Raw genomic sequence first — 23,263 nt, 5'->3', positions numbered from 1 at the left:
TGATGGACTGCTTGGTTTTTAGGGCAAAAAGTGGATACGCTAAATTTCGAAAACCGTATACCACTACATCAGCTCTGACTTTTTTGTGTATCCATCCTCCGGCTGTAAAGGGGCTTATTGGAGCAGTTATGGGTATTGACAAGACTGAAATTTATAGAACTACTCTGGATCTAAGAATCGGTATTCAAGTGCTTTCTCCTGTTCGTAAGGATATGCAGGTTCTGAAGTTAGTGAGTATGAAGGCCGAAAAAGATCTGTTTAACTTCCCTGTGAATGCCGAATTTCTGAGGGATCCAGAGTATAGAATATTTATATCGTGGCTTCCTGATAAGCTTGATGAACTTGAGAAGAGGTTAATGAACCAAAGTCCTGTTTTCACTCCTTATTTGGGTGTAAGTGAATACATTGCAAAACTGGTTTATGAAAATCGATGCAATGTAGAAATAGCAGGGAGAGCGGGCAGCGTGGAGAGTATCATTCCTTCACGTTTTATAAAACTGCAACATTCTGATTACCAGATGTTTACAGACAATATTCCTGTATGCAATAATGAAAAAAGGGAATATACGAGTTATGAAAAAATATTGTTTGCTTTCAAAAAAGGCAATCCATGCAGTTTGATAGGTGATCTAAAAAGGGATGTGTATAAAGTTGATGACAACAACATTTTCTTCTTTGAATAATGACTTTACTTTGAAGTCACATCCTCATCAATCATTAAAAGATCATCTAGATGGAGTTACTTCCATAGCAACTCATATCTTTGATTCTCAAAATCAGGATGATAAAAAGAGAGATGTTATAAAAAAAATCTGCATGGCTCATGATTTTGGTAAAGCCACTTCCTTTTTTCAGGAATATCTTGCTTTTCAGGAAGCAAAAGAAAAAGAGGAGTTTGGGAAAAAAGACAAAGTCTTTGGGCCAAATAAAAATCATGCTCTTTTGTCTGCTATTTTTGCTTACTGGTGGCTTCCAGAGGAATACAAACTGTTTGGTTATTTAATCGTGAAACGACACCATGGGAGTGTGAAGGATGCCCGTGACGAGTTTAATTTGATGGACGATTATAGTGTCATTGAGGAGCAAATAGAGGATATTAAGAAATTTAGTCAAACTGAACTTGAAAGAATTTATGGTTTTGATTTAAATGAGTTTTTTGCTTTCATTAATGAAACTAATATAAAAACAATGAAAAAACATTTTCGTAAAGTATGGAAATTAAATAATTTTTCCGTGAAAGACACTTTAGATTTTAATTATTTGTATTCCCTTTTACTAAACGCAGACAAAATGCAGTTGATTGCCGAGTTACCAAAATTGCCGACTCAAAAACCCTGTTGGTTTGTTGAAAAATATAAAGATCATATTCGTGCTAATCTTTTGTCTAAGAATGCAGCAATTGCAGATTCCCAAATATTTAGAATAAGAGATGAGATCTTTGGGGAAATGAAAAAGGAGCTTGATCTTATTGATTTGAATTCTGAATCTTTTTTTTCAATTAATGTTCCAACGGGTTCTGGTAAAACATTTCTTGCTTATTATTCTGCTTTTTGCCTTGCAGACAAACTTAAAGATCTTTATGGAGAGCAATCTCGGGTCATATATTCTCTCCCTTACATGAGTATAATTGATCAAAATTATGATGAGTTAGTAAACATAATTAAATTTAATCAGGGAATGGATGAGGAACCTAAGGATACGGAAATATTAAAACACCATTCTCTTTCTGAAATTAAATATGAATCTGGTGAAAAAGAATACAAAAATTACGATGCTAGGTTTTGTTACGATAATTGGCAGAGTAAAATCATAACGACTACTTTTGTACAATTGTTCAATACGATCTTTAAAGTTGGAGACAATTCCGTAGCACATCGCTTTAATCGACTTGCAAATTCAATAATCATTCTTGATGAAATACAGGCAGTGGATGAGAAATTTTATCCTGTAGTTCGGAAGTTTTTTGAATTACTGGCAAAACAATACAATACCAAATTTATTTTTGTAACCGCAACAATGCCTTTGTTAATTGGTGCACATGAACTTGTACCTGGTAAGAAAGCTTATTTTGAAAATCTTAACAGAATTAGGATCTGCAATCATATCCACGAGGATATCTTTCTAGATGATTTCAAAGATATATTGATCGAAGATATTGAAAGCCGAGAAGATAAGAGTTTTTTAATTGTGCTGAACACGATCAAGTCTTCAAAGGAAATATTTGAGTTTCTTCAGAAAAATACAGATAGACATTGCCTTTATCTCTCTACTGAAATATATCCAAAAGCAAGACTTGATAAAATAAAATTCATCAAGAATGGTTCTGATAAATTAGTGGTTATTTCGACACAGTTAATAGAAGCCGGTGTCGATATTGATATGGATGTTGTTTACAGAGATTTTTCTCCTCTTAGTTCAATAAACCAAACTGCAGGAAGAGCTAACAGAAATGGAGTAGGTCAAGAGTTTAGCGAAGTTCATGTATATCGGTTAAAAAATGAAAAAACTGGTTTATATTATCACAGTTATATTTATCCTGCATTTTTGACCGATATTACTAAGGATATTCTTGGAGATAAAGAGATTATTCTGGAAAAAGATATTTATTCCCTTAACGAAGCTTATGCAAAAAAGATTATTGAAAAAGTGAGTCCTGACGTTTCCACAGAAATTCTTGAACATATAAAGGATTTTGACCTTAAAAAATTAAGAGACTCCTTTGAATTGATTAAAAATGATTATGCTTTCAAGAAGGATGTCATTATTGAAGCAGATCCAGAATGTTCTCAAATTATTAATAAACTTAGTGAAATTAAAAGGAATGGAAAATCAACTAAGGATAAATGGGAATATAATTTCAAAATTAAAAATTTATTCCGCCAATTGAATCAGTATAAAATATCCATTTATGAGAGTACTTATTCATTGATCCATGACGATCTTTGCGAACTAAATGGTTTTGATGTCGAATATCTTCCAAAAAGTTGTGGTTCAAGGCAGCTTTATTCAGATGAAAAGGGGATTATTTTAGATACCCCTAATGTTATGATTTTTTGAGGTGTTTTCTTGCATATAAGTTACAGTTGTGTGCAATATCCGGATATTCGTCTGCAAATGCGTTATGGTTCAAAACTCCGAGGTTTTTTTGCTAAAAAATATTCCTTCGAAGAGCTTATGCATAATCATGGGGAAAAAGGACCTATTTACAGATATCCTTTAGTTCAATACAAGGTTATTGATGGCATACCTACTCTTCTGGGTTTAAATGAAGGTGCAAATCTTATTCTGGATATCGGTATTTGTGAAGAGGAACTAAATATTGAGGGAACCCGATTTTGTCTTGAAAGAGCAGAAATTACTACTGAATCTACTTTTTTTGGTGTTACCGATAAGATTAATGAGTATATTTTCAAAACCCCCTGGCTTGCTTTAAATCAGGAAAATATAACAAATTACAATGCTGTTGATGAGATCGATAAAGATGACTTATTGACTAAGATTCTAATCGGAAATTTGCTTTCCATGGCAAAATCTCTGAACTGCCGTGTTGAAGACAAAATTCGAGTAAAACTGAATGTTAAGCCCATAACGGTAAATTTTAAAGGTAAATTGATGGCTGGTTTTAAAGGTGGGTTTAAATCAAATTTTTGTCTCCCTGATTATGCTGGAGTTGGAAAATCTGTATCTCGAGGTTATGGTTCAATTAAAAAGCAATAAAAGGAGATGACGGCATGCAGCTTGTAATCAACACCCACGGCTCATTTTTGAAAAAGCAGAACAACTGTTTTCTTGTAAAAGTTGACGACAAAGTTTTCGAAGTCTCCGAAAAGAAAGTGGAAAGTATCCTGATTACGACTTCTGCAACCATAACTACCGATGCGATCAAATTTGCTGTGGAAAACAATATCGATATCGTTTTTCTGGACAATTTCGGGGATCCTTATGGGAGAGTATGGCACTCAAAACTCGGGAGCACGACATACATAAGGAGAAGGCAGCTCGAAATTTCGGAAGAGCCTGAGGGGTTCAGGCTTGCAAAAAGCTGGATTGAGCAGAAGATCGATGGCCAGATCCTTTTTTTGAAAGACCTAAAAAAGAATCGGCCTGACCAGAAGGACGAACTTGATGATTATATCTCTGGAATGGAAGATATGAAATCCCAGCTTGAAGCTCTGGAGGGTAAACTTGATGAGATGCGGGGAAAAATTATGGGTCTTGAGGGGATGGCATCGCGCAATTACTTCGGAGCTTTAAGTTTTCTTCTGCCCGATAAATGGAAGTTTTCAGGCAGAAGCCGGAACCCTGCAAAGGACGAATTCAACTGCCTTTTGAATTACGGATATGGGGTTTTGTATTCCAGGGTGGAAAAGGCGTGCATTATAGCCGGACTTGACCCTTATGTTGGCTTTAATCACACAGATGACTATAACAAAAAGTCCTTTGTGTTTGACCTGATTGAGATGTACCGCATCCACATTGACAGGACAGTCTTCAACCTTTTTTCTAAAAAACAGGTAACTGAATCTCAGTTTGATGAAATTCCAAACGGAATGACGCTTAATAAAGAAGGAAAAGCTGTTCTGATCCAGGCTGTCAATGAAACTTTTGATAAGGAAATAAGCTACAGGGGCAGGAACATAAAAATTGGAAACACAATCCAGTTCGACTGTCACAGGATTGCAAACAGCCTGATTGGGAAATAATAATTTTAATGCGAGAAGTTCGTGAAGCTAATAATTTGATATTCGGTAAAAATAAAAGTAAAGGAAATAAGAGTAGAGGGGATTGGTTTTGCTTGTCTGGGTAATATATGACATTACGGAAGATAGAGTCCGTCAGAAAGTTAGTGACCGTTGTAAGAACTATGGTCTTTATAGGGTTCAAAAAAGTGTTTTTCTGGGAGACCTTAATTCAAATGATAGAGATTCCCTGGGAATTGAGTGTGAAGAACTGATCAATACCGAACAGGATTCTGTATATATTTTCCCCATGGATGACCAATCTTTTAAAAAGGTTCAGCTGATCGGTCAGGCCTTTGATAAGGAACTTGTCAGCGATGAAATAATTACTAAATTCTTCTAAGTTTTTCTGAGGCGCATATGACGAGTTCTGAGTTTTTGGTGAATGAGGAAAGGGCTGAAACAGACGTTGAAAACGATACCGATGACAAGGACGAGATAGCCGTTGAACCTGATTCTGATAACGATTCAGGAACAATAATACGGATTTCAGATGTTCTTGAATACCTGTTCTGCCCCCGCTTTACCTACTATATGTACTGCCTCGATATCCCACAGCATGAAGAGAAAAGGTTTAAGGTTGTCAAAGGCCGCGAGGTCCATGAAACAAGGAAACTCGCAAACAGGGATTATGTTAGGAAAAAACTGAACTGCACAAGGAAGGAGAGTGAAGTTTTTATTGCTTCGAAACAGCACCATATAAAAGGAATCGTTGACGAGGTGCTGTTTCTTGAAGATGGGACTGCTGCCCCTCTTGAATACAAATTTGCCGAGTATAAGGACAAAATTTTTAAAACATATAAATTCCAGCTGGTTTTGCAGGCACTTTTGATTCGTGAAAACTACAATATTGAAGTAAACCATGCATACCTCTGTTTTACCCGCAGCAACAGCCTTGTCAAAGAAATGGAGATCAGCACCACTGATTTTAAGAAAGCTGAGAAAATAATCGAGGAAATACTAGATATCATTGAAAAAGGCTTATATCCCAAGACATCCAGATCTTCTAGAAAATGCGTAGATTGCTGTTACCGGAATATCTGCGTATGAGAATTTTTCTTGTATTTATAAAGGGTTTGATAATTTTCCAGCAAGAATTTTAGCCCCGAAAAAGGGCTCATTTCAGGCCTTTTCTGGCCAAACGCCGGAAAATTTTGCCCTATTCGCGAGCAAGATCCACTAAAACAAGGATTGAAACTCAACCGGCTTATATACTCAAAAAGAAGTTGCCCGCATTCGCGAGCAAGATCCACTAAAACAAGGATTGAAACATCATACCGTAGCCGGGAAGATGTACACCTGGTCAATTCGCGAGCAAGATCCACTAAAACAAGGATTGAAACTGTCAAGGAGTCGGATGGTACAGGAAAAGTAATCGGTATTCGCGAGCAAGATCCACTAAAACAAGGATTGAAACTCAACACCATCATAGGAAAATACAAAGGGACCAATTCGCGAGCAAGATCCACTAAAACAAGGATTGAAACCAAAGGTGAAACCGAACATGGTAAGAATTGAACTTTATTCGCGAGCAAGATCCACTAAAACAAGGATTGAAACTTGTCGAAGCTCCCAGCTCCACTGCCTGCAAACTCATTCGCGAGCAAGATCCACTAAAACAAGGATTGAAACATAAGTGTAGGATAAAAGCTGTACTCTCTTATGCTCCTATTCGCGAGCAAGATCCACTAAAACAAGGATTGAAACTCTTCCTGGTGTAATTGGAGCTCTCACGCCAGAGATTCGCGAGCAAGATCCACTAAAACAAGGATTGAAACTTGAATTGGGGGATTTAAACCCCCCATATTATCCTATTCGCGAGCAAGATCCACTAAAACAAGGATTGAAACTTGAGCTGATATGATACGAGGACGGAGCGGATAATTATTCGCGAGCAAGATCCACTAAAACAAGGATTGAAACATCACCCACCCACATACTGTATAAAGCCCCCGTTAGATTCGCGAGCAAGATCCACTAAAACAAGGATTGAAACGGAAACTGATTCTTGCAGTACAGCGAAATGCTACACATATTCGCGAGCAAGATCCACTAAAACAAGGATTGAAACCCTTATAGTCCTGCTTAAGAAAAGCTGTCCTGAAGAGATTCGCGAGCAAGATCCACTAAAACAAGGATTGAAACAAAAATACTGCTCTTATACATATACGTGTTATTTCTGGATTCGCGAGCAAGATCCACTAAAACAAGGATTGAAACATGCTGCAAGCATTGTCCTTGTGGTATTATTCATAGTATTCGCGAGCAAGATCCACTAAAACAAGGATTGAAACCAAGACTACCGGGTGCCTGAAAGACACCATCGGGAATATTCGCGAGCAAGATCCACTAAAACAAGGATTGAAACATGCTGCAAGCATTGTCCTTGTGGTATTATTCATAGTATTCGCGAGCAAGATCCACTAAAACAAGGATTGAAACCAAGACTACCGGGTGCCTGAAAGACACCATCGGGAATATTCGCGAGCAAGATCCACTAAAACAAGGATTGAAACTTCAAGAATTGTGGTAAAACAAAAGTAAGTAAATCTTATTCGCGAGCAAGATCCACTAAAACAAGGATTGAAACAAGACTATCTTGCAGGTCATACAAAAAGTGTACTGATTCGCGAGCAAGATCCACTAAAACAAGGATTGAAACTGTAATCACGAGGGTCATTAACTGCTCTATTCAGGATTCGCGAGCAAGATCCACTAAAACAAGGATTGAAACCAACTTGAGATGTTACAGACTGCTCTACCCGGTCCATTCGCGAGCAAGATCCACTAAAACAAGGATTGAAACAATATTTTCAGCGATTTTGAAAAAGACGGCTCAGCATTCGCGAGCAAGATCCACTAAAACAAGGATTGAAACATGGCATCCATAAGGAATCCTATTTTTTCAATCTGATTCGCGAGCAAGATCCACTAAAACAAGGATTGAAACTTCAGGCTCAAACAACAACGGAGCACCGAAATTTGATTCGCGAGCAAGATCCACTAAAACAAGGATTGAAACGATCCAAATGACTCAAAATGATACACCATACTCTCATTCGCGAGCAAGATCCACTAAAACAAGGATTGAAACCTTTTTACGCTCACAATTCAGAATATGACCTTTCCGGATTCGCGAGCAAGATCCACTAAAACAAGGATTGAAACCACACTAACACTTGATTCCCGGTTCCTCTAAATAAATTCGCGAGCAAGATCCACTAAAACAAGGATTGAAACTTGTCTTCCAGGCGGAGATCCATTGCGAATCCCCATATTCGCGAGCAAGATCCACTAAAACAAGGATTGAAACAATTCTTAATTCAGAGCAAGTCGATTGATTTATATATTCGCGAGCAAGATCCACTAAAACAAGGATTGAAACTCATTTTGTCTACCATTCCGAGAATCTTATCGAAGATTCGCGAGCAAGATCCACTAAAACAAGGATTGAAACGGGAAATATCTTTCCCCGGTTGGTTTTTGAATAATTACAATTCGCGAGCAAGATCCACTAAAACAAGGATTGAAACAAAAATGACTATGGTAGAAGTGACCCCCGCACAACTATTCGCGAGCAAGATCCACTAAAACAAGGATTGAAACAAAAATGACTATGGTAGAAGTGACCCCCGCACAACTATTCGCGAGCAAGATCCACTAAAACAAGGATTGAAACCCGGGGTATCGATTTTCATTAAAGAATTTGGTGTCTATTCGCGAGCAAGATCCACTAAAACAAGGATTGAAACTCATTGGTCCGCTGGCAATGCAGCAATTCAGATTGATTCGCGAGCAAGATCCACTAAAACAAGGATTGAAACCCAGGGATTCCTAGCAGTTTCGTAGCATCTGAATGAGTATTCGCGAGCAAGATCCACTAAAACAAGGATTGAAACCCCACTGCTCTTCGTCTTCGTCCCACACTTCAAAATTCGCGAGCAAGATCCACTAAAACAAGGATTGAAACCATACTCCATCTCTGTGTCGTCTACATCGCTTAAAAATTCGCGAGCAAGATCCACTAAAACAAGGATTGAAACAGTTATAAAACACCCCTTTGACAGGTGATGCTTCTATTAAATTTAAAGAAATTTATAGTTTAGAAAAAAACAATTCACAAAAATCGGATTAAACACTATTTTTAGCCTGCTCTATAAACTTTTTTATCTTACAGATATCTTTTGTGCTATCTTTGCCTCTAGTTCCACTGTTTACATCAACGCCATAAGGCCTGATTTTGCTAATGGAGCTGCGGACGTTTTCAGGATTTAATCCGCCTGCAAGGATAAATTTGATTTTAGGAAACTCACTGACAATTCTTGAGCTTACTGATCAGTCATGCTTTAATGTATATTTATTTATTCTATTATAACATATTATAATATATGTCTACAATAGCTATAGATCCGGATGTAAAAGAGTCTCTTAGAGAGCTAAAATTAGCTCCTGAAGAGTCTTATAATTCAGTAGTTAAGAGACTTATTAGCGAAGTTAAAAAGAAAGAAGATTATAAACCAATGTTTCCAAAAGAAGAAAAACAAGAACATAAGGAATCTCACATAAAAGATTTTAATGTTTGGTTAGAAAAAAAGCTGGTAGAAGATAAAAATATTTTAGATGCACTTGGAAGAAAGTGATGCTTTGATCAGTTTAATTGAAATTTTGAAAATTCATCAAAAGGTTATAGATTACGATAAATTTAAAGACCCAGATGATTATACCCCCACAATACGTTCTTTAGCTACATTGGAATTAATGTTTGAATATTTAATAAAAGAATCTAATACTATTTTTGAAAATGCCGCAATAATAGTCTATACTATTGTTGCAAAACATCCGTTTTTCAATGGGAATAAAAGAACTGGTTATGAAGCCATGAATTTTATTATTGAAGATGGAGGATACAAGTTTACATCTACAGATGAAGAGATGATAGAGTTCATAATTAGAGTAGCTACAACAGAAAATGAAATGTCAATTGAAGAAATAAAAAGATGGATAATTCGACATACGGAAAGAATATGATAATCGACATACGGAAAGAATATGATAACATAGAATCAAAGAGATGCACAGGGTAACAATTAATAATTCAATAGCAAGACTCATTAAAACAATTATTGAAACCAAAGAACCACGGCGGCACGGAGCTTCTCATTACAATCTCGAATTCGATATCAACTCTCAGATATTAAAGTCAATATCATTGCTCTAGCTGCCAGCCGTTTGGCCCTTTGCTTTTTTCCCGCCTGTCCGGTGCGGGTCGAGGACCCAAAGGTGCAGGTACAGGTGAAAATCGGCTTGTTGGTCGAGCCTTCCATCTCAAACGAATAAGCTGGCAAGGGAAGTTTCTTCGCCTGACAATACTCCTGAAGGGCAAAAATCGGGTCTTTCGACGTGTTAATCGTCATCTCTTCCTTACTGGCGGACTGATCTGCGATCGTGATCTTCAAGTCCGGAGCGGGTAAGCCCACAATAGCCGCGAGCAGGTCTACAGATGCCCGTTGCACGGCGCCTTTCTTTGTCATGTCCTCGTATGCTGCGGACTGGTACTCTCTATTATCGACTCTAATGGCGCTCCGAGCAATGAATACTGGCAGGTTGCTCCGTGCAGTTTCGGTCACGTCGTATACGGGCATCTGCCATCCCGGTATATGTTGTGCGATGTCGAAGATCGAGACGGCCTGATGAGGCGCAGTTGCGATTTCCTCCAGCAGTGCTCTTTTAAGCCCGGTCCATCTTTCGCCATCAGGAGCCTGCAGGAGTACCAGCCCTGCACAGATGATCGGCAGCTTGCCAAGGCGTTTCCGGAAAGCATCGCAATAAGCATCGGGGCAGTCTTCTCCCTTGCGGATCAGGAATTTGGTGATGCGCTCGAAGTCTGTATCGCTTGCATCCTCGATCCGATTCCCCAGGATGACCGACTCAGCTTTTCTATACGCCTTTTCCTTCATGTATTCGCTTTTAGCCTTGTCGTTTTCGAGGCGCGTCAGGTTGACGTGTGATGCAATTGCCTGAATCTCTTCTTTAGAATGGGGCAAGGACTCGTTTCGGATGTATGCCCGGATCTGCTGGTGGTTCACGAGATCAGCATACCTTCGGATGGGCGAGGTGAAGTGAGTATACGCTCCGAGGTTCAGTCCGAAATGACCCAGGATGACTGGGCCGTATTCCGCTCTGTTGAGCATCATGTACGCGGTATGCCTGAAGGTAGCTATATTTACCTCAGGGATAACAGCCATGCTTTCGAGCAGCTTCAGCAAGTCCCCCCGCTCAGGAGTAGCGCTCCGGGCTATATGGTTACGGAAAAGGATAGGAATGTCATTTTTGACCGCATACTCTGCTACAGCCATGTTAGCGAGAATCATCAGCTCCTGGATGATGACGTAGCCGATGGTATCCTCCCTGCATCTCAATTGCCGAAGCGATCCTTCTTCACTCGTCACCAGCCCGCGCCCCAGGTCGTAGAATGCCAGCGCTCCACGGTTACGGCGTTGCATCAAAAGACCGCTTGCGAGCTGGCTTGTGAGCTTGATGAGAGCATGCTGCTGGTGCTCCCGATCGGATAGAATACGGGGGATGTCAGAGAAGGCGAGCCGGGCTTCGCTGGTCATCGCAGTCCGCAAAAGCCTTGTTTCGAGGATCGACAGATCTATGCCGAGGATGATATCCACGACGAGGACATACTTCGCCTCTCCCGGCCACAGGGAAAGCTTCCCGTCTGCGAGCCGCCTGGGCAACATCGGGCTGTTACCGTTTGCATAATACCTGGTCTCGACCCGGGACATCGCAAGCCGATCAAGCTCTGAATGCCTGGGAACTACCTTTGCGACATCCGCGACCATGACCGCGACGTGCCAGCCGCCATTTTCCGTGATTTCCACCCAGATTGCATCATCCATGTCCCGGGTTGTCACGTCATCGATCGTAATACCTCTGAGCATATCTGGCATAATACCACTTAGGTGCAAAATTTGGTATCTTTCCTTATATGTATATTGGTTAGTAAAAAAGTGGTAAGAGATGCCCATTTTTACAAGTTATTGTTTCTGCCGTGCCGCCATGGTGAAAAAAGAAACATTGTGCCATCGTAGTAAATCATTCTCGCTCGCGAATCTGGATCCACTAAAACAAGGATTGAAACAAATTCTGAGTGATGGAATACCAATTTTCAAAAATTCATTATCAAGATCCACTAAAATCAGAATTGAAACACTGGATACAAATAAACAGGTCAGCAGCATTTGTAAATAAATTCCGATCTTTCAATTCTAAATATAAAAAAGTAAAACGCTTTACTTTGATAAAACGTTTTATCTTGCTTTTTTAATTAAATCAACTACCGATCATAAAGCGTAGCAATTTTTTGGCCGAGAGTAACAGTTTATTCTATGTTCTTATGATCTTATTCCGTGGTCACGCCGTCGAAGTCGGCTTCATTTGCTTCGGCTTCTTCTTTTGTGGCGCGAACGATTCCGTCCTTGTGGTGCGCCGGGGAATAGATTGTGTAGAGTTTCAGCTCTTCGGTTTTCGAGGTGTTGATAATGTTGTGCTCTGCACCGGCTGGCACTACAACTGCGACCCCATCACTGAGTTCGTATTCGTTGCCGTCGATTATGCACTTACCCTGTCCTGCCTCAAAACGGAAAAACTGGTCGTTTTCCTCATGCACTTCCATCCCGATGTCTTCTTCGGGCTTGAGGGTCATAAGTACCAGCTGGCTGTGTTTTGAGGTATAGAGCACCTTGCGGAAATTGTCGTTTTCCAGAGTGGCTTCTTCTATATTAATGGAAAATCCTTTCATATCCTTTTAATTAATGGTTTATCGTATATAGAATTATTCGAGAATAAGGTCTATTAATAACTGAATTGAAATATATTTCACCCGCTTTTGTTCTTGAACTGTGGTAGATTCGTGATTAAGATCCAAAGTAGGGGTTGAAATTCCGAGCATAACTATATCAATAACTTTAAATTGTATTCTCGCTTTCTCTCTTTTACAAAGGAGCACTTACAATGTTAAGAAAACTAATCCTGGCAATTTTAATAACCCTCCTGCTCACAGGGAGCGCGTCAGCAGCTACCCTTTATGCAGGAAGTACAGCCAAATACAAAACAATTCAAAGCGCGGTAAACGCGGCAAATAACGGTGATACAATACAGGTAGCCTCCGGGACATATAACGAGTATGTCTCTGTATCAGGGAAATTCGTGAGCATATACGGAACAAGCTATCCAAAAGTTAACGGTTTCAAGGTGACTCAGGGCGGAGCAGTCATTAACGGGTTCTCAATACAAAAGAACGGCATTGATTTCCAGGGTGCAGGCAGTAATAATACCATCCGTAATAATTATTTTTATAACTGTGGTGTGGACATCACAGGGTTGACCTGCAGCGAAAATACCATCATGAACAACCAGATCACAAATGGAACTGTTACGCTGTGTGAGACCTGGGATAACGTAGTCAAAGGAAATAAAATTACAAAAGCCAGAATCGGTCTCCATTTGTATGAAGGGGCGACATGCACAAGTATAACTGGAAATACGTTTTCTTACTGTGATATTGGTGTGCAATTGCCTGCTATCCCCCCGGGAATGATAGGGAATACATACATTGGAAATAAGGTAAACATAAAAATAGCTGATTATTGAAAAAAATTGAGTGGGGGATTTCGAATTCAACTGCATAACGTAGTTACATCTAGGATTCTTGGGCTGTGGGCCGCGGCTGCGAAACTCCGAACGTCACTGGTCCGGCCAAGCGTCCTCACATCCTGTCCATTGATGTAGCGAAAAATTTCCTTTCTTCCGTCATTCTGTCTCAATATGCTGATTGGTGAGAAACCACACTACTTCTTTAATGAATAATTCTGGTGCAGTATTGCGATATGCTACTGACCAGGCATCACGACTATTGTGCTGTTTGGGAATGCTTGCATTTACCTGCTTAATAAAATCGCTGTATACCGGGACTATCGCCTCCAAGCAAAAGCAGGGTAGGCATCTTCATGGATTTAAACCGATCCGGATTAAAACGAGGGAGTCTCCAACCTTCTGATCTTCTCGCAGTACTGTGTGCGCTGCTGCTACACGTCCGGACCAGGCTGGCAATGAACGCAGTATCTCGAGTTCATCGAGTGTTAGCCTGCCGACTTCAAGAATATATATGCTTAAGACCGCCTCACGGTCGTCCACATCCAGTAACTGTTTTATTTTATTCACCACGTCCGGCGACATAAGTTTCACGCCCGGAGCCTGCGGTTCATAAAGGATCAGCTTGTTGATGTTCTCCGTGAGCAGTGCTGCTTCAAGAGCACAAAATACCCCGAATAAATGACCGAGCAGATTAACCGGTTGAGCGATTTCATTCACAACCGCTACAATATCTTAGAATTCGCGCTAAACACAATATTTGACTGCATCGGTACTTTTACCAAGCCCTCTCCGGTCGACGGCATACACAGTGAACATTTGCTCAAGTTCTGGAAGAATGGGGTTCCAGCGAGTGTGATCTGCGGTGCTGCCGTGAATTAGAACCAGAGGCGGTCCCGAACCGCTCTTCCAGAAAGTGATCATGGTCCCATCTTTCGAACGTACGGTATGCATACATAGAGCCCTTATGGATTACAGTTTTTATCACAAAGCCCTATCTTTTAGTCGATATATATAATAATAGGTTAATACAATAGGGTGTTAAAATCAGGTATGATGAACTGAATCTCTATTATTTCGGCCTGTTAACATTTTAAGTTCTATAAGGATTATAAAAACAGGAAGTAATATATACCTGAAATTAAACAAAATTAAAAACGAAACCCTAACCTCAATAAAACAACATCGTAAACAAAACCCTATGCATGAAGATGAAAAGGTAAATCATGCAACTGTTTAAGATGTTAAAATGTGTGATCCAACATGCCTAGAAAATATGCCAACAAGACAACCCATTTCATCCTCCATGACGATGGTACATTCGACGTTTATATAAATGGAAAATTCAAAGAATGCGGACTCTATGAGGAAACCCCGGACACCGTAAAACTGGACTATTTTAAGCACTCTTCAATATTCCAGAAAGAAGAAGGGTGTCTTATTTCTGAGAATTACAGAGTCTGGATAGAAGACAGAATAATGAATGTCCCTGGCGGTATTCTTAATAATGGGGTGTTCATAGCTAACAGTGATAGTGGGAGTATTATTTGAAATAAGTTGAAGGAAATACTAAAATTTAAAATTAAAATAAGGTTTTAGAGGGATTGAAGCTAATCCCCCCGAATTTCTTTCATACCGTTTCTTTCAAAAACATTTCCAGAATTTTTAGTTAAATTGAAAAAACATAGTTTTTTATATACTCCAACATACTTTTTTTACATCAGGTCGTATATCCAGCAGCTGAAGAACTTTTTCTGACCATTAAACGTTGACCCGGAGTCCAGCTATTGACCTTAAGTTTAGTTATTGACCCTGAGTTCAGTTATTGACCTTGAGTTTAGTTATTGACCCTGAGTTAAGTTATTGACCCTGAGTTAAGTTATTGACCTTGAGTTCAGCTATATATTACAAATTATCTTGAATATCATTCTGATTCGAGATCAAAATCTATTAAGACAGGAATTGAAATAAACGGACAATGCGTGAACAAATAGAAATCTATTTCATATTCCAGAGCAAGACCCATTAAAACAGGGATTGAAACAGAAGATAGCAGTGGTGACGAAGTCGAAGCGGAGACTGTCAACCCTGTTCCTCACTCGTGCTATTATGAGCCGGATATTACATAATTACATACTGCTTTACTATAGAATTGTATCAGCTTAAATCAAATAGCTTAAACCAAATACTCTGAATGTTCTTTGAGCGATAAATATGTCCGGGAAAATCACCTACCTTGACGGGCTGCGCGGTGTAGCTGCGGTTAATGTTATGATAATGCATTTCTTTGTCGCATTAGCTCCGGCGATGGTCTATGGTAGTGAGCTGCCATCGCATTTCGGTGGAAACCTTGAACGGTTTTTTTCGACCACACCTCTGGGCTTAATTGGCGCTGGTAACTTTTCAGTCTGCATCTTCTTCGTCCTGAGCGGCTATGTATTGACCCAAAAATATTTTAAAATAAGGGACGACAGTATAATTATAAGCGGGGCACTGCGCCGGTATATAAGATTGTTTATTCCGGTATTTGCAGCAGTAATGCTGTCATTCTTATTAGCGTCAGCCGGATTATACCATTATTATATTGAAACTATGATTGTCTCTGCAGGCAGTAATTACCGTCACTACTGGACCTTTACGCCGGACATCTTCGATGCGGTTAAACAGGCGGTGTGGAATTCGTTTTTTTTAGGTGGTAACATCTACTACAACCCGGTCTTATGGACAATGACAATCGAGTTTTATGGGTCGATGCTTGTTTTCACAATGGCATTACTGTTCGGGTCGCTGAAAAACCGCTGGACGTTCTATCTTGCCGCAGTCGTGCTTTTCCTCAACTCTTACTATCTGGCTTTTGTAATAGGAATGGCACTCGCTGACACGTTCAACAATAAGACCCCTGTGTTGCAGGTATTTAAAACAGGTAATAAAATAGTGTTGTTTATTATACTGGTTTCGGGGTTGTTTATTGGGTCATATCCTATAAGCCCGCTGACAAACGATTCTTTATACGCGTTTCTTAATAACGGCTTCTTTGAAACACCAAAAGTAGCCTATCATATTATAGGCGCCGGCATGGTAATGTATGCCTTATTGAACAGCCAGGGCTTGCAAAACTTTTTTTCTTCCCCGGTGCCGGTGTTCCTCGGAAAAATATCCTACTCTCTGTACCTGATACATTTCCTGGTGATAAGCAGTTTCACCTGTGCATTGTTCCTGGCCCTGTACCCGGTATTATCATATGGCGCAGCTGTTTTAATCTCATGCGTACTGTCGTTACTATTAATAATACCGTTAAGCTATTTTTTTTATAAGTATATCGATATGGCTGGCGTAGAACTCTCTAGAGTTTTTTATATAAAACTGGTCAATTCTCGCACACATAACAGTGCCGGACACATAAAACAAGAACCATTATCGAGCTCTATTTTTACACTATATAATAAATTATTCAAATAACTCAAAAATCCAAATAATTCAAAAATTCAAATAACTCCAAAATTCAAATAACTCCAAAATTCAAATAACTCAAATTACATTATATTATATTATATTTTTGCGGTGTGATAATATATGCCGGCGTACGGATACCTTCCAGGTTGCTAGGATGACCATATTCGGGAAATTCGCAAGCAGGATCAATTAAAACAAAGATTGGAACTTCATAGCCCCTAACTGATATACAGACTTGAGATAATCAACTAAATTGCGTGACAGACCATAGTAATGAATTAAATCGGAGCCCGGGACAGTGGACAAAAAAAAGAAAAAGAATAAGAAAAAGAAAACTTCCTGCTACCCCAGGAGGAACGGAAAAGCTGAGGGGATCGGGAATGCTATGACTTGCTCCGGAATCTCGAAAGGAAGAAAAAGTAGTGGGAGAAAGTGGCACCATACAAAAAGGATCTTTTAAAGACTACAAAATAAAGGCCGTGTTTGCAAGATTTAAAGTCCTCTAATTCTACTTCAATAACCTTAAATACTTGTGAATACTATTTTTATTTATAGAAACTTATTTTAATGCGATGAGGTTTTATAACCGAAAGCTTCAAAACAGCTTGATTTGAAATTTTTTATGGCAACTGATAATTTAACGTCCACAAAACAAGTTTTCTGTTTACAATCTGAAATACATTTCCAGAATCAAGATCAACTAAAAAAGGAAGCGAAGAGTTTGACTACACAAAAAATAAAAAGTCTTGTCAGAAAATTTAACAGTTCTATTGAAATGAATAAGGATTATCAGGCTTATTCAGACTTTAAAGAAGGAGTGAATAAAGGCTTGGACATAGCCAGATATACTTTCGAAGAAAACGCAGAAAAGTTCTCTTTATCCCTCTCAGATGAAGACCGGGCTTTAATGACAGGGAACTTACAGAATGAGTTTAACCAGCTTTTAGATGGTATTATCCTGCCAAAAAAGCCAAATTGCTCTGAGGAGCGTCTGGATGGAATACACAGCGGATTTGAAAAATCCAAAAAAATATTTGGAGATTTCGTACAGGAGGCTTTTCCTCTGGAGAATTAATGAAAAGCCTCTATCAGTTTTATAACTTTGATTTAGCTTGAAAGCTCCTTTCTCAAGAATTCGTTTTCGATATCCATATTCTTAACAGCTCTATTTTCTATTCTCTTATTTTCAGTTTAGTTCTTAGTTAACGTATTCTATGGATCTTTGACTTATGATTTGTCTTTTTCAGAGTCAATTCTGGGTTTCTACCTCTTCCATAATAATATTTCATAATAATATAATCTCAAATTTATTCCAGATCTGTTCTAAAAGATCCAGCTGATAGAGAGTAATCGGTTTTGAGATCATCCGTGTATTAAATAGTAAACATTATGTGAGCCCATCCCAAAACCATTTTCATTCCTATATCTGGAACTATTTTGATGATCCGAACCCCGATTGACTATTCCAAATTCGAAGTTCGTAAGAGTAATTTTGAGTTTTGGGATCAGCTCAAAGTAAATTTTTGGGAAGTTGACGGCTTTCATCTCCCACCTGCCAGCCTACGGTTGTCGAGGAAGGGGACTTCCCGCCTTAAAGGTAAAATCTGTGATTTTATCACCAAATTGTTCAGTTACTAAATCTACAAGCAAGGCTAACTAATCAGGAATGGATGCTGGATGCCAGCAGCTCATTGTTTTTTCTCAGACTGGCCTTAAACTCGTTAGCAAGACCCTTTTAAATAATAAAAACTAAATTATTATAAATAATACTAAATATATTGATTATCCGGGAGCAGATCCATTAAAACAGGAATTCGGACAATGACTCTACATCTACATAACTGTTCAGGGTTTATTCAAAGCGAGATTCGATAAAAACATGCACCGGGACTTTTGTTATTGACATAAAGAGTCTCTTTTATATTTAGGGAGGGGCGAAAATTGAATCAGCAAAGAATTAAGAAGACAGCTAGAAGATTTAGTGATTTGATTGAAAGGAATAAGGATGGACGAGCTTATTCGGATTTTAAAGAAGGAATGAACAGCTGTTTAGAAATAGCCAAAGATACTTTTGAAGAGAACATAGAGACGTTTCTTTCCCCTATTTCAGATGGCGGTCAGACTGCAAAGGTACATACTTTGCAGGATAGATTCAATCGTATGTATAGATACGATTGTTGTTAAAGAAAAACCAAATTATTCTCAGGACCATTTAGACGGGATCTATGAAGGATTTGAAAAGTCTAAAAAACGATTTGGGGAATTTATTAAAGAATTCTATAATCCCTGACTGAAGCCCTGAACTACAATTTTTTACAGAACATGAGTTTTAGTTGCATGGCCGCTTTTCAATCAGCATGACCGCTTTTTAATCAGCATGACCGCTTTTTAGTCAGAATGACCGCTTATGTCGGCTATAATAATCAGTTACACCTGCAAATTATAATTGCTTTGGTAAGGAATAAGCGAGCAATATCTCTCTAAGGTGCGCCTCGATATAAGGTTCTCTAAAACAGGAATTTTATTAAAAATAGATATAAATAACAGTAAATTAATTAGTTATCCTGAACCAAGATTTATTAAAATAGGGTCTTAAATTCTTCCGTTTTTTCTCCCACTTTATGAAAATCGGTTTTCTAAAACAAATTGATCAACGAGTACTTGAGCTTCTTTATATATCAATATCCTTTTTTATATCTTAAAATAGGAGGGGTAAATTTGGATCAACGAAAAATTAACAGGACAGTGAGAAAATTTAGCGACTTAATTGAAAGAAATAAAGATAGGCGGGCTTATTCAGATTATAAAGAAGGAGTAAATGAAGGTCTGGAAATAGCTAAAGACACTTTTGAGGAAAACGTGGAAAATTTTCTTTCACCCGTATCAGACGAAGATCCGACTGTAAAGGTACAGAGCCTGCAGGATAGATTCAATCGTATTATAGATACGATTGTTGTTAAAGAAAAACCAAATTATTCTCAGGACCATTTAGATGGGATCTATGAAGGGTTTGAAAAATCCAAAAAGCTATTTGGAGAGTGTATAAATGAATACTATAATCCCTGATTTAAACTTATAAGGACTCTTGCTTTCATATTATTCAGCTTTAGTCATTATGGTCTCGCTTCAATTATTCCATAAATAATTTCTATTTTATAATATGGAACTAAGGAGTTCATAAGCAAAATTTACTAAAAATGAGCACTGTGACCTTCAGGAATTTCGTGAGTCTAACATATATAGTGAAAAATGGCATATGGTAATACTGAAGCAGCTAAATTTTCCGAAAATCATCTGTTATAAGTTCCAGGCAGCCGGAGAAGAGCAGGTCAACCCGATACAGCAGTGGAACTCTAAAAACAGTATCCTAGACATTTCCGGTTTGTACAGGGAATTGCGGGAGCAAGGTTTTAAGGTTGATATCAATAAAGAAAAATCTAGCGAAGAAGAAATGTAGCGAAGAAGGATGTAGCGAGGCTGAGGAGATCTGGAAAGCTATTATCATGTCAGGAAACATCAAGGCAGGACAGTAAAAATAATAAGTTATAAGTGCAGAAAGTAACTGATTCGAAAGCAGTGCCCATTAAATGTGAATTGAAACTTAAATATGCCCTCGACGGATAATTATATGTACTATTTGAAAGCAAGAATCACTAAGACAGGATCGAAGCCTTTTGATCAGAAATAGGTTGCCTTCTTCCTCTAAAGACTTATAATTCATGACCCGCTAAAACAGAGATTGAAACCGTACTGCAGGAGGAAAATGACGTTTTTCGGAGATTTTTATTCGAAAGCAGGATCCATTAAGCAGGGATTTGAACTCTCTTTGCCTGCCCGGATGTATGGTGCGGAAGTGTATAATCAATACTGCAGGCATAATTATAAAATGAAAGTTTATACAGGGCCTGATTTACCTATTCGCGAACCCTGGAGAGACGGAGATATAGATGGCGCCAGTTGAAACAACGGAAAGACTGGGGCGCAGCCTGGGTTTTTTCTCAACTTTTGCAATAGGCACCGGAACAATGATAGGGGCAGGAATATTCCTCCTTCCCGGAATTGCCATGGCGAATGCAGGTTCAGGAGCAATAATCTCATTTCTGCTGGGCGGGCTCATTTCAATAGCTACAGCAATCAGCATGTCCGAGCTGGCAACAGGCATGCCTTTAGCAGGCGGCAGCTATTACTATATCAGCAGGACAATGGGAGCCGCATTTGGTGCAGTAATCGGGCTCGGTTCCTGGCTGGCACTCGTATTCAAAGGTACATTTGCACTTATAGGGCTTGCAGAATACTCTCAGGTCTTTCATCCCCTACCTCTCTATTTAGTAGCAGCTGTTACAGGAATACTTCTGCTAGTTATTAATTACCGGGGTGCAAAAAGCAGTGGTTCGCTGCAGAACATTATCGTTATTATTCTACTGGTAATACTGGTCCTGTTCATCGGCGAAGTGTCTTTCATGGTTAAGCCAGCTAATTTTTTCCCGGTAGCCCCGCACGGGATAACCTCAATATTTACTACAACAGGGATTATTTTCATCTCTTATCTTGGTCTGGCAGAAGCGGCCGCAGTAGCCGAGGAAGTAAAAAATCCTTCAAAAACCTTGCCAAGGGCGTTTATCGCCTCAGCAGTTGTAGTGACCTTATTCTATGTTGGTATAATGGCAGTAGTTGTGGGATTTTCAGGCTCTGAAGGGACCGCAACAACGGTCACTCCGCTGGCAGATATAGCAGGCCTGATTGGAGGAGATTCCGGAAAATTCTTTATTTCCTTTGCTGCCCTTCTTGCAACGCTTTCAACAGCCAATGGTGCCATCCTTTCCTCCTCCAGATTTCCTTTCGCAATGAGCAGAGATGCACTGATGCCTGAATGGTTTGTCATGATCCATAAAAAGTATGAAACTCCTTACAATGCCATACTGGTCACCGGGTCTGTAATGGTTGCGCTCCTGTTTTTGTTCGACATAGAGCAGCTGGCAAGACTTGGCGGGGCTTTTAACATTTTGATTTTCATCCTGCTAAATATGGCAGTATTGATCCTTAGAAAGCGGACTCTACCCGGATATGAACCGACATTCCGTGACCCCTTATACCCTTTCACGCAAATATTCGGGGTGGTCGGGAGCTTATTACTGCTGCCTCTTCTTGGTGGTTTACCTTTACTATTTTCTGTATTGATGATATTTGCCGGAGCTGGCTGGTACATGTTTTATGGAAAAGGCAAAGCCATGCCAGCTTATAACCTGTTTGACCTGCTGGAAAACAATGTCGAAAGAGTGAGTGTTGAACCAGTTTCTGTTGGCAGGGTACTTGTGCCGGTTTCCAATCCGGGGCATGAACGAGACCTTCTGAAACTGGCAGATTTCCTGGGAAATGAGATAATTTGTCTGCATATAATTGAAGTTCCTCGCCAGACAACCTTAAAGGTGGCTCAGGAAGCCTATCACGAGAAAAAAATAGAGCTGGATTATCGTTTTCAGGAAGATTTCGATGTTTATCCTGCAAAGTTCGGAAATAAGAGAGAATTTATCGTTGCTTTTGATCACAGAATCTCAAATTCAATTATTGAACAGGCTGAAATTGAAAATGCAGACATAATCATTATGGGATGGCATGAATCAAAGAGGTTTAAGTATTCACTCGGAGACGTAACAAATGATGTTCTCGGGTCCTCAAAAAGCCAGATTGCTCTATTAAAAGGACATCTGCCTGACAGCATTAAGAAACTTCTTGTAGCATATAATGGAAAAGAAAATTCGGTACATGGTCTTTATCTGGCAAAAAAACTTGCTGTAAATACCGGGGCTGCAATTAGAATAATCAGTATTATCAGTCCTGATGAGGACCCGGATAAAAAGGCGAAAATTGCTGGAGAACTTGAAGAACAGGCAAAAAAGATAACTTCGGTACCTGTCAGCTTCAAACTGCTCGAAAGGTACTCTATAGAAGATGCCATACTGGAAGTTTCAAACGGCTACGACCTGACAATTATTGGCGACTCGAGCGAGAGGTTTAAGATTTCTTTCCTCGGGACCCTGTCCCAGAGGATTGCCAGACATTCCAGGAAGCCTGTAATGATAGTTAAAAAATCAAAACCGATATCAAAAGAGAGCCTGAATTATCTGCTGAAAAAATCTGCTAAGAAGATCTACGCAAGGATCAGGAAAGAAGAAGATACTGATTAAGGTCTTGATTAAGATCCTGGTTAGGCCCGAATTATTTGTATTAGGTCCTGATTAAGGCCGGACTAAGACCTGGACTAAGGCCCTGATTAAGATCGGATTAAGGTCGGACTAAAACCCTGATTAAAATCGGATTAAGGCCGGGGTTATCAGGTGCAATATGAGAGAAAGCCCCTAAATAAGGAGCGAGGATTCAGATAATTAATGAAATATAGTGATAATAGTAATCAG

21 protein-coding genes and 1 CRISPR repeat array are annotated in these 23,263 nt (G+C 39.2%); of the genes, 17 read left to right on the top strand and 4 right to left on the bottom strand.

Annotated features, from left to right (window positions below; all coding sequences use genetic code 11):
• The first annotated feature begins 2 nt into the window (after window positions 1–2).
• The 8 genes from cas5b to FXV91_RS03565 all read left to right on the top strand — a co-directional run bounded on the left by cas5b (window position 3) and on the right by FXV91_RS03565 (window position 9,767).
• Window positions 3–683: a type I-B CRISPR-associated protein Cas5b gene (gene cas5b / locus FXV91_RS03605; RefSeq protein WP_229388390.1), complete on the top strand. Its 681-nt coding sequence runs from the start codon at window positions 3–5 to the stop codon at window positions 681–683.
• A complete protein-coding gene (gene cas3, locus FXV91_RS03600; RefSeq protein WP_229388388.1) occupies window positions 655–3,057 on the top strand; it encodes a CRISPR-associated helicase Cas3' in 2,403 nt (800 codons plus the stop codon). The genes cas5b and cas3 overlap by 29 nt, the downstream gene beginning before the upstream one ends.
• 9 nt (window positions 3,058–3,066) lie before the next feature.
• Window positions 3,067–3,717 (top strand): CRISPR-associated endonuclease Cas6, encoded by a 651-nt coding sequence (locus tag FXV91_RS03595; RefSeq protein ID WP_229388386.1) that lies wholly within the window; start codon window positions 3,067–3,069, stop codon window positions 3,715–3,717.
• Window positions 3,718–3,731: 14 nt separating this feature from the next.
• On the top strand, window positions 3,732–4,703 hold the full coding sequence (gene cas1, locus FXV91_RS03590; RefSeq protein WP_229388384.1) for a CRISPR-associated endonuclease Cas1: 972 nt from the start codon (window positions 3,732–3,734) through the stop codon (window positions 4,701–4,703).
• 88 nt (window positions 4,704–4,791) lie between these two features.
• The gene (cas2, locus tag FXV91_RS03585) at window positions 4,792–5,082 is read left to right on the top strand and encodes a CRISPR-associated endonuclease Cas2 (RefSeq protein ID WP_229388382.1); all 291 of its coding nucleotides are present in this window, start codon (window positions 4,792–4,794) and stop codon (window positions 5,080–5,082) included.
• A 17-nt stretch (window positions 5,083–5,099) separates the two neighbouring features.
• Entirely contained in the window at window positions 5,100–5,789 is a 690-nt protein-coding gene (gene cas4, locus FXV91_RS03580) for a CRISPR-associated protein Cas4 (RefSeq protein ID WP_229388380.1), read from the top strand.
• A 111-nt stretch (window positions 5,790–5,900) separates the two neighbouring features.
• Window positions 5,901–8,782: a CRISPR direct-repeat array (repeat unit 37 nt; unit sequence ATTCGCGAGCAAGATCCACTAAAACAAGGATTGAAAC).
• Between the two features lie 345 nt (window positions 8,783–9,127).
• On the top strand, window positions 9,128–9,379 hold the full coding sequence (locus FXV91_RS03570; RefSeq protein ID WP_229388378.1) for a hypothetical protein: 252 nt from the start codon (window positions 9,128–9,130) through the stop codon (window positions 9,377–9,379).
• Window positions 9,360–9,767 (top strand): type II toxin-antitoxin system death-on-curing family toxin, encoded by a 408-nt coding sequence (locus FXV91_RS03565; RefSeq protein ID WP_229388376.1) that lies wholly within the window; start codon window positions 9,360–9,362, stop codon window positions 9,765–9,767. The genes FXV91_RS03570 and FXV91_RS03565 overlap by 20 nt, the downstream gene beginning before the upstream one ends.
• A gap of 152 nt (window positions 9,768–9,919) precedes the next feature.
• Here the strand turns inward: FXV91_RS03565 and FXV91_RS03560 are convergent, their stop codons facing one another.
• Window positions 9,920–11,695, bottom strand: coding sequence for an RNB domain-containing ribonuclease (locus FXV91_RS03560; RefSeq protein WP_229388374.1), 1,776 nt, complete (start codon window positions 11,693–11,695; stop codon window positions 9,920–9,922).
• Window positions 11,696–12,147: 452 nt separating this feature from the next.
• Window positions 12,148–12,546, bottom strand: a complete 399-nt coding sequence (locus tag FXV91_RS03555; RefSeq protein WP_229388372.1) for a cupin domain-containing protein — start codon at window positions 12,544–12,546, stop codon at window positions 12,148–12,150.
• Window positions 12,547–12,758: 212 nt separating this feature from the next.
• Between FXV91_RS03555 and FXV91_RS03550 the strand changes: the two genes are divergently transcribed.
• The gene (locus tag FXV91_RS03550) at window positions 12,759–13,397 is read left to right on the top strand and encodes a NosD domain-containing protein (protein WP_229388370.1); all 639 of its coding nucleotides are present in this window, start codon (window positions 12,759–12,761) and stop codon (window positions 13,395–13,397) included.
• A 354-nt stretch (window positions 13,398–13,751) separates the two neighbouring features.
• Here the strand turns inward: FXV91_RS03550 and FXV91_RS03545 are convergent, their stop codons facing one another.
• The gene (locus tag FXV91_RS03545) at window positions 13,752–14,117 is read right to left on the bottom strand and encodes a hypothetical protein (protein WP_229388368.1); all 366 of its coding nucleotides are present in this window, start codon (window positions 14,115–14,117) and stop codon (window positions 13,752–13,754) included.
• Window positions 14,118–14,144: 27 nt separating this feature from the next.
• Window positions 14,145–14,351 (bottom strand): alpha/beta fold hydrolase, encoded by a 207-nt coding sequence (locus tag FXV91_RS03540; RefSeq protein WP_229388366.1) that lies wholly within the window; start codon window positions 14,349–14,351, stop codon window positions 14,145–14,147.
• A 309-nt stretch (window positions 14,352–14,660) separates the two neighbouring features.
• Between FXV91_RS03540 and FXV91_RS03535 the strand changes: the two genes are divergently transcribed.
• The 8 genes from FXV91_RS03535 (at window position 14,661) to FXV91_RS03500 (ending at window position 23,035) form a co-directional block, all read left to right on the top strand.
• Complete coding sequence (locus tag FXV91_RS03535) at window positions 14,661–14,948, top strand: hypothetical protein (RefSeq protein WP_229388364.1); 288 nt, start codon at window positions 14,661–14,663, stop codon at window positions 14,946–14,948.
• Window positions 14,949–15,611: 663 nt separating this feature from the next.
• Window positions 15,612–16,856, top strand: coding sequence for an acyltransferase (locus FXV91_RS03530; protein WP_229388362.1), 1,245 nt, complete (start codon window positions 15,612–15,614; stop codon window positions 16,854–16,856).
• 616 nt (window positions 16,857–17,472) lie between these two features.
• Complete coding sequence (locus tag FXV91_RS03525) at window positions 17,473–17,925, top strand: hypothetical protein (RefSeq protein WP_229388360.1); 453 nt, start codon at window positions 17,473–17,475, stop codon at window positions 17,923–17,925.
• Between the two features lie 866 nt (window positions 17,926–18,791).
• Window positions 18,792–19,034, top strand: coding sequence for a hypothetical protein (locus FXV91_RS03520; protein WP_229388358.1), 243 nt, complete (start codon window positions 18,792–18,794; stop codon window positions 19,032–19,034).
• A 534-nt stretch (window positions 19,035–19,568) separates the two neighbouring features.
• Window positions 19,569–19,916 carry a hypothetical protein gene (locus FXV91_RS03515; RefSeq protein WP_229388356.1) on the top strand — a complete coding sequence of 116 codons (348 nt, stop codon included), beginning with the start codon at window positions 19,569–19,571 and terminating at the stop codon, window positions 19,914–19,916.
• A gap of 190 nt (window positions 19,917–20,106) precedes the next feature.
• Window positions 20,107–20,307, top strand: a complete 201-nt coding sequence (locus FXV91_RS03510) for a hypothetical protein (RefSeq protein WP_229388354.1) — start codon at window positions 20,107–20,109, stop codon at window positions 20,305–20,307.
• A gap of 306 nt (window positions 20,308–20,613) precedes the next feature.
• Window positions 20,614–20,811: a hypothetical protein gene (locus FXV91_RS03505; RefSeq protein ID WP_229388352.1), complete on the top strand. Its 198-nt coding sequence runs from the start codon at window positions 20,614–20,616 to the stop codon at window positions 20,809–20,811.
• The gene (locus tag FXV91_RS03500) at window positions 20,798–23,035 is read left to right on the top strand and encodes an amino acid permease (RefSeq protein ID WP_229388350.1); all 2,238 of its coding nucleotides are present in this window, start codon (window positions 20,798–20,800) and stop codon (window positions 23,033–23,035) included. The genes FXV91_RS03505 and FXV91_RS03500 overlap by 14 nt, the downstream gene beginning before the upstream one ends.
• Window positions 23,036–23,263: the final 228 nt, after the last annotated feature.

This window comes from Methanosarcina sp. DH2, assembly GCF_020804225.1.
In the GTDB taxonomy this organism is placed as follows: Archaea; Halobacteriota; Methanosarcinia; order Methanosarcinales; family Methanosarcinaceae; genus Methanosarcina.
The sequence above is the reverse complement of the archived record's forward strand: the minus strand, read 5'-3'. Positions and strand labels throughout refer to the sequence as shown.

What these genes read in the sequence shown, in the direction of transcription:
- cas1 (WP_229388384.1), top strand. Translation starts at nt 3,732, where the DNA reads ATGCAGCTTGTAATCAACACCCACGGCTCATTTTTGAAAAAGCAGAAC.
- FXV91_RS03505 (WP_229388352.1), top strand. Translation starts at nt 20,614, where the DNA reads ATGACGTTTTTCGGAGATTTTTATTCGAAAGCAGGATCCATTAAGCAG.
- cas3 (WP_229388388.1), top strand. Translation starts at nt 655, where the DNA reads ATGACAACAACATTTTCTTCTTTGAATAATGACTTTACTTTGAAGTCA.
- FXV91_RS03570 (WP_229388378.1), top strand. Translation starts at nt 9,128, where the DNA reads ATGTCTACAATAGCTATAGATCCGGATGTAAAAGAGTCTCTTAGAGAG.
- FXV91_RS03535 (WP_229388364.1), top strand. Translation starts at nt 14,661, where the DNA reads ATGCCTAGAAAATATGCCAACAAGACAACCCATTTCATCCTCCATGAC.
- FXV91_RS03530 (WP_229388362.1), top strand. Translation starts at nt 15,612, where the DNA reads ATGTCCGGGAAAATCACCTACCTTGACGGGCTGCGCGGTGTAGCTGCG.
- cas4 (WP_229388380.1), top strand. Translation starts at nt 5,100, where the DNA reads ATGACGAGTTCTGAGTTTTTGGTGAATGAGGAAAGGGCTGAAACAGAC.
- FXV91_RS03555 (WP_229388372.1), bottom strand. Translation starts at nt 12,546, where the DNA reads ATGAAAGGATTTTCCATTAATATAGAAGAAGCCACTCTGGAAAACGAC.
- FXV91_RS03525 (WP_229388360.1), top strand. Translation starts at nt 17,473, where the DNA reads ATGGCAACTGATAATTTAACGTCCACAAAACAAGTTTTCTGTTTACAA.
- FXV91_RS03560 (WP_229388374.1), bottom strand. Translation starts at nt 11,695, where the DNA reads ATGCCAGATATGCTCAGAGGTATTACGATCGATGACGTGACAACCCGG.
- FXV91_RS03540 (WP_229388366.1), bottom strand. Translation starts at nt 14,351, where the DNA reads ATGCATACCGTACGTTCGAAAGATGGGACCATGATCACTTTCTGGAAG.
- FXV91_RS03500 (WP_229388350.1), top strand. Translation starts at nt 20,798, where the DNA reads ATGGCGCCAGTTGAAACAACGGAAAGACTGGGGCGCAGCCTGGGTTTT.
- FXV91_RS03550 (WP_229388370.1), top strand. Translation starts at nt 12,759, where the DNA reads ATGTTAAGAAAACTAATCCTGGCAATTTTAATAACCCTCCTGCTCACA.
- FXV91_RS03565 (WP_229388376.1), top strand. Translation starts at nt 9,360, where the DNA reads ATGCACTTGGAAGAAAGTGATGCTTTGATCAGTTTAATTGAAATTTTG.
- FXV91_RS03510 (WP_229388354.1), top strand. Translation starts at nt 20,107, where the DNA reads ATGGTAATACTGAAGCAGCTAAATTTTCCGAAAATCATCTGTTATAAG.
- cas5b (WP_229388390.1), top strand. Translation starts at nt 3, where the DNA reads ATGGACTGCTTGGTTTTTAGGGCAAAAAGTGGATACGCTAAATTTCGA.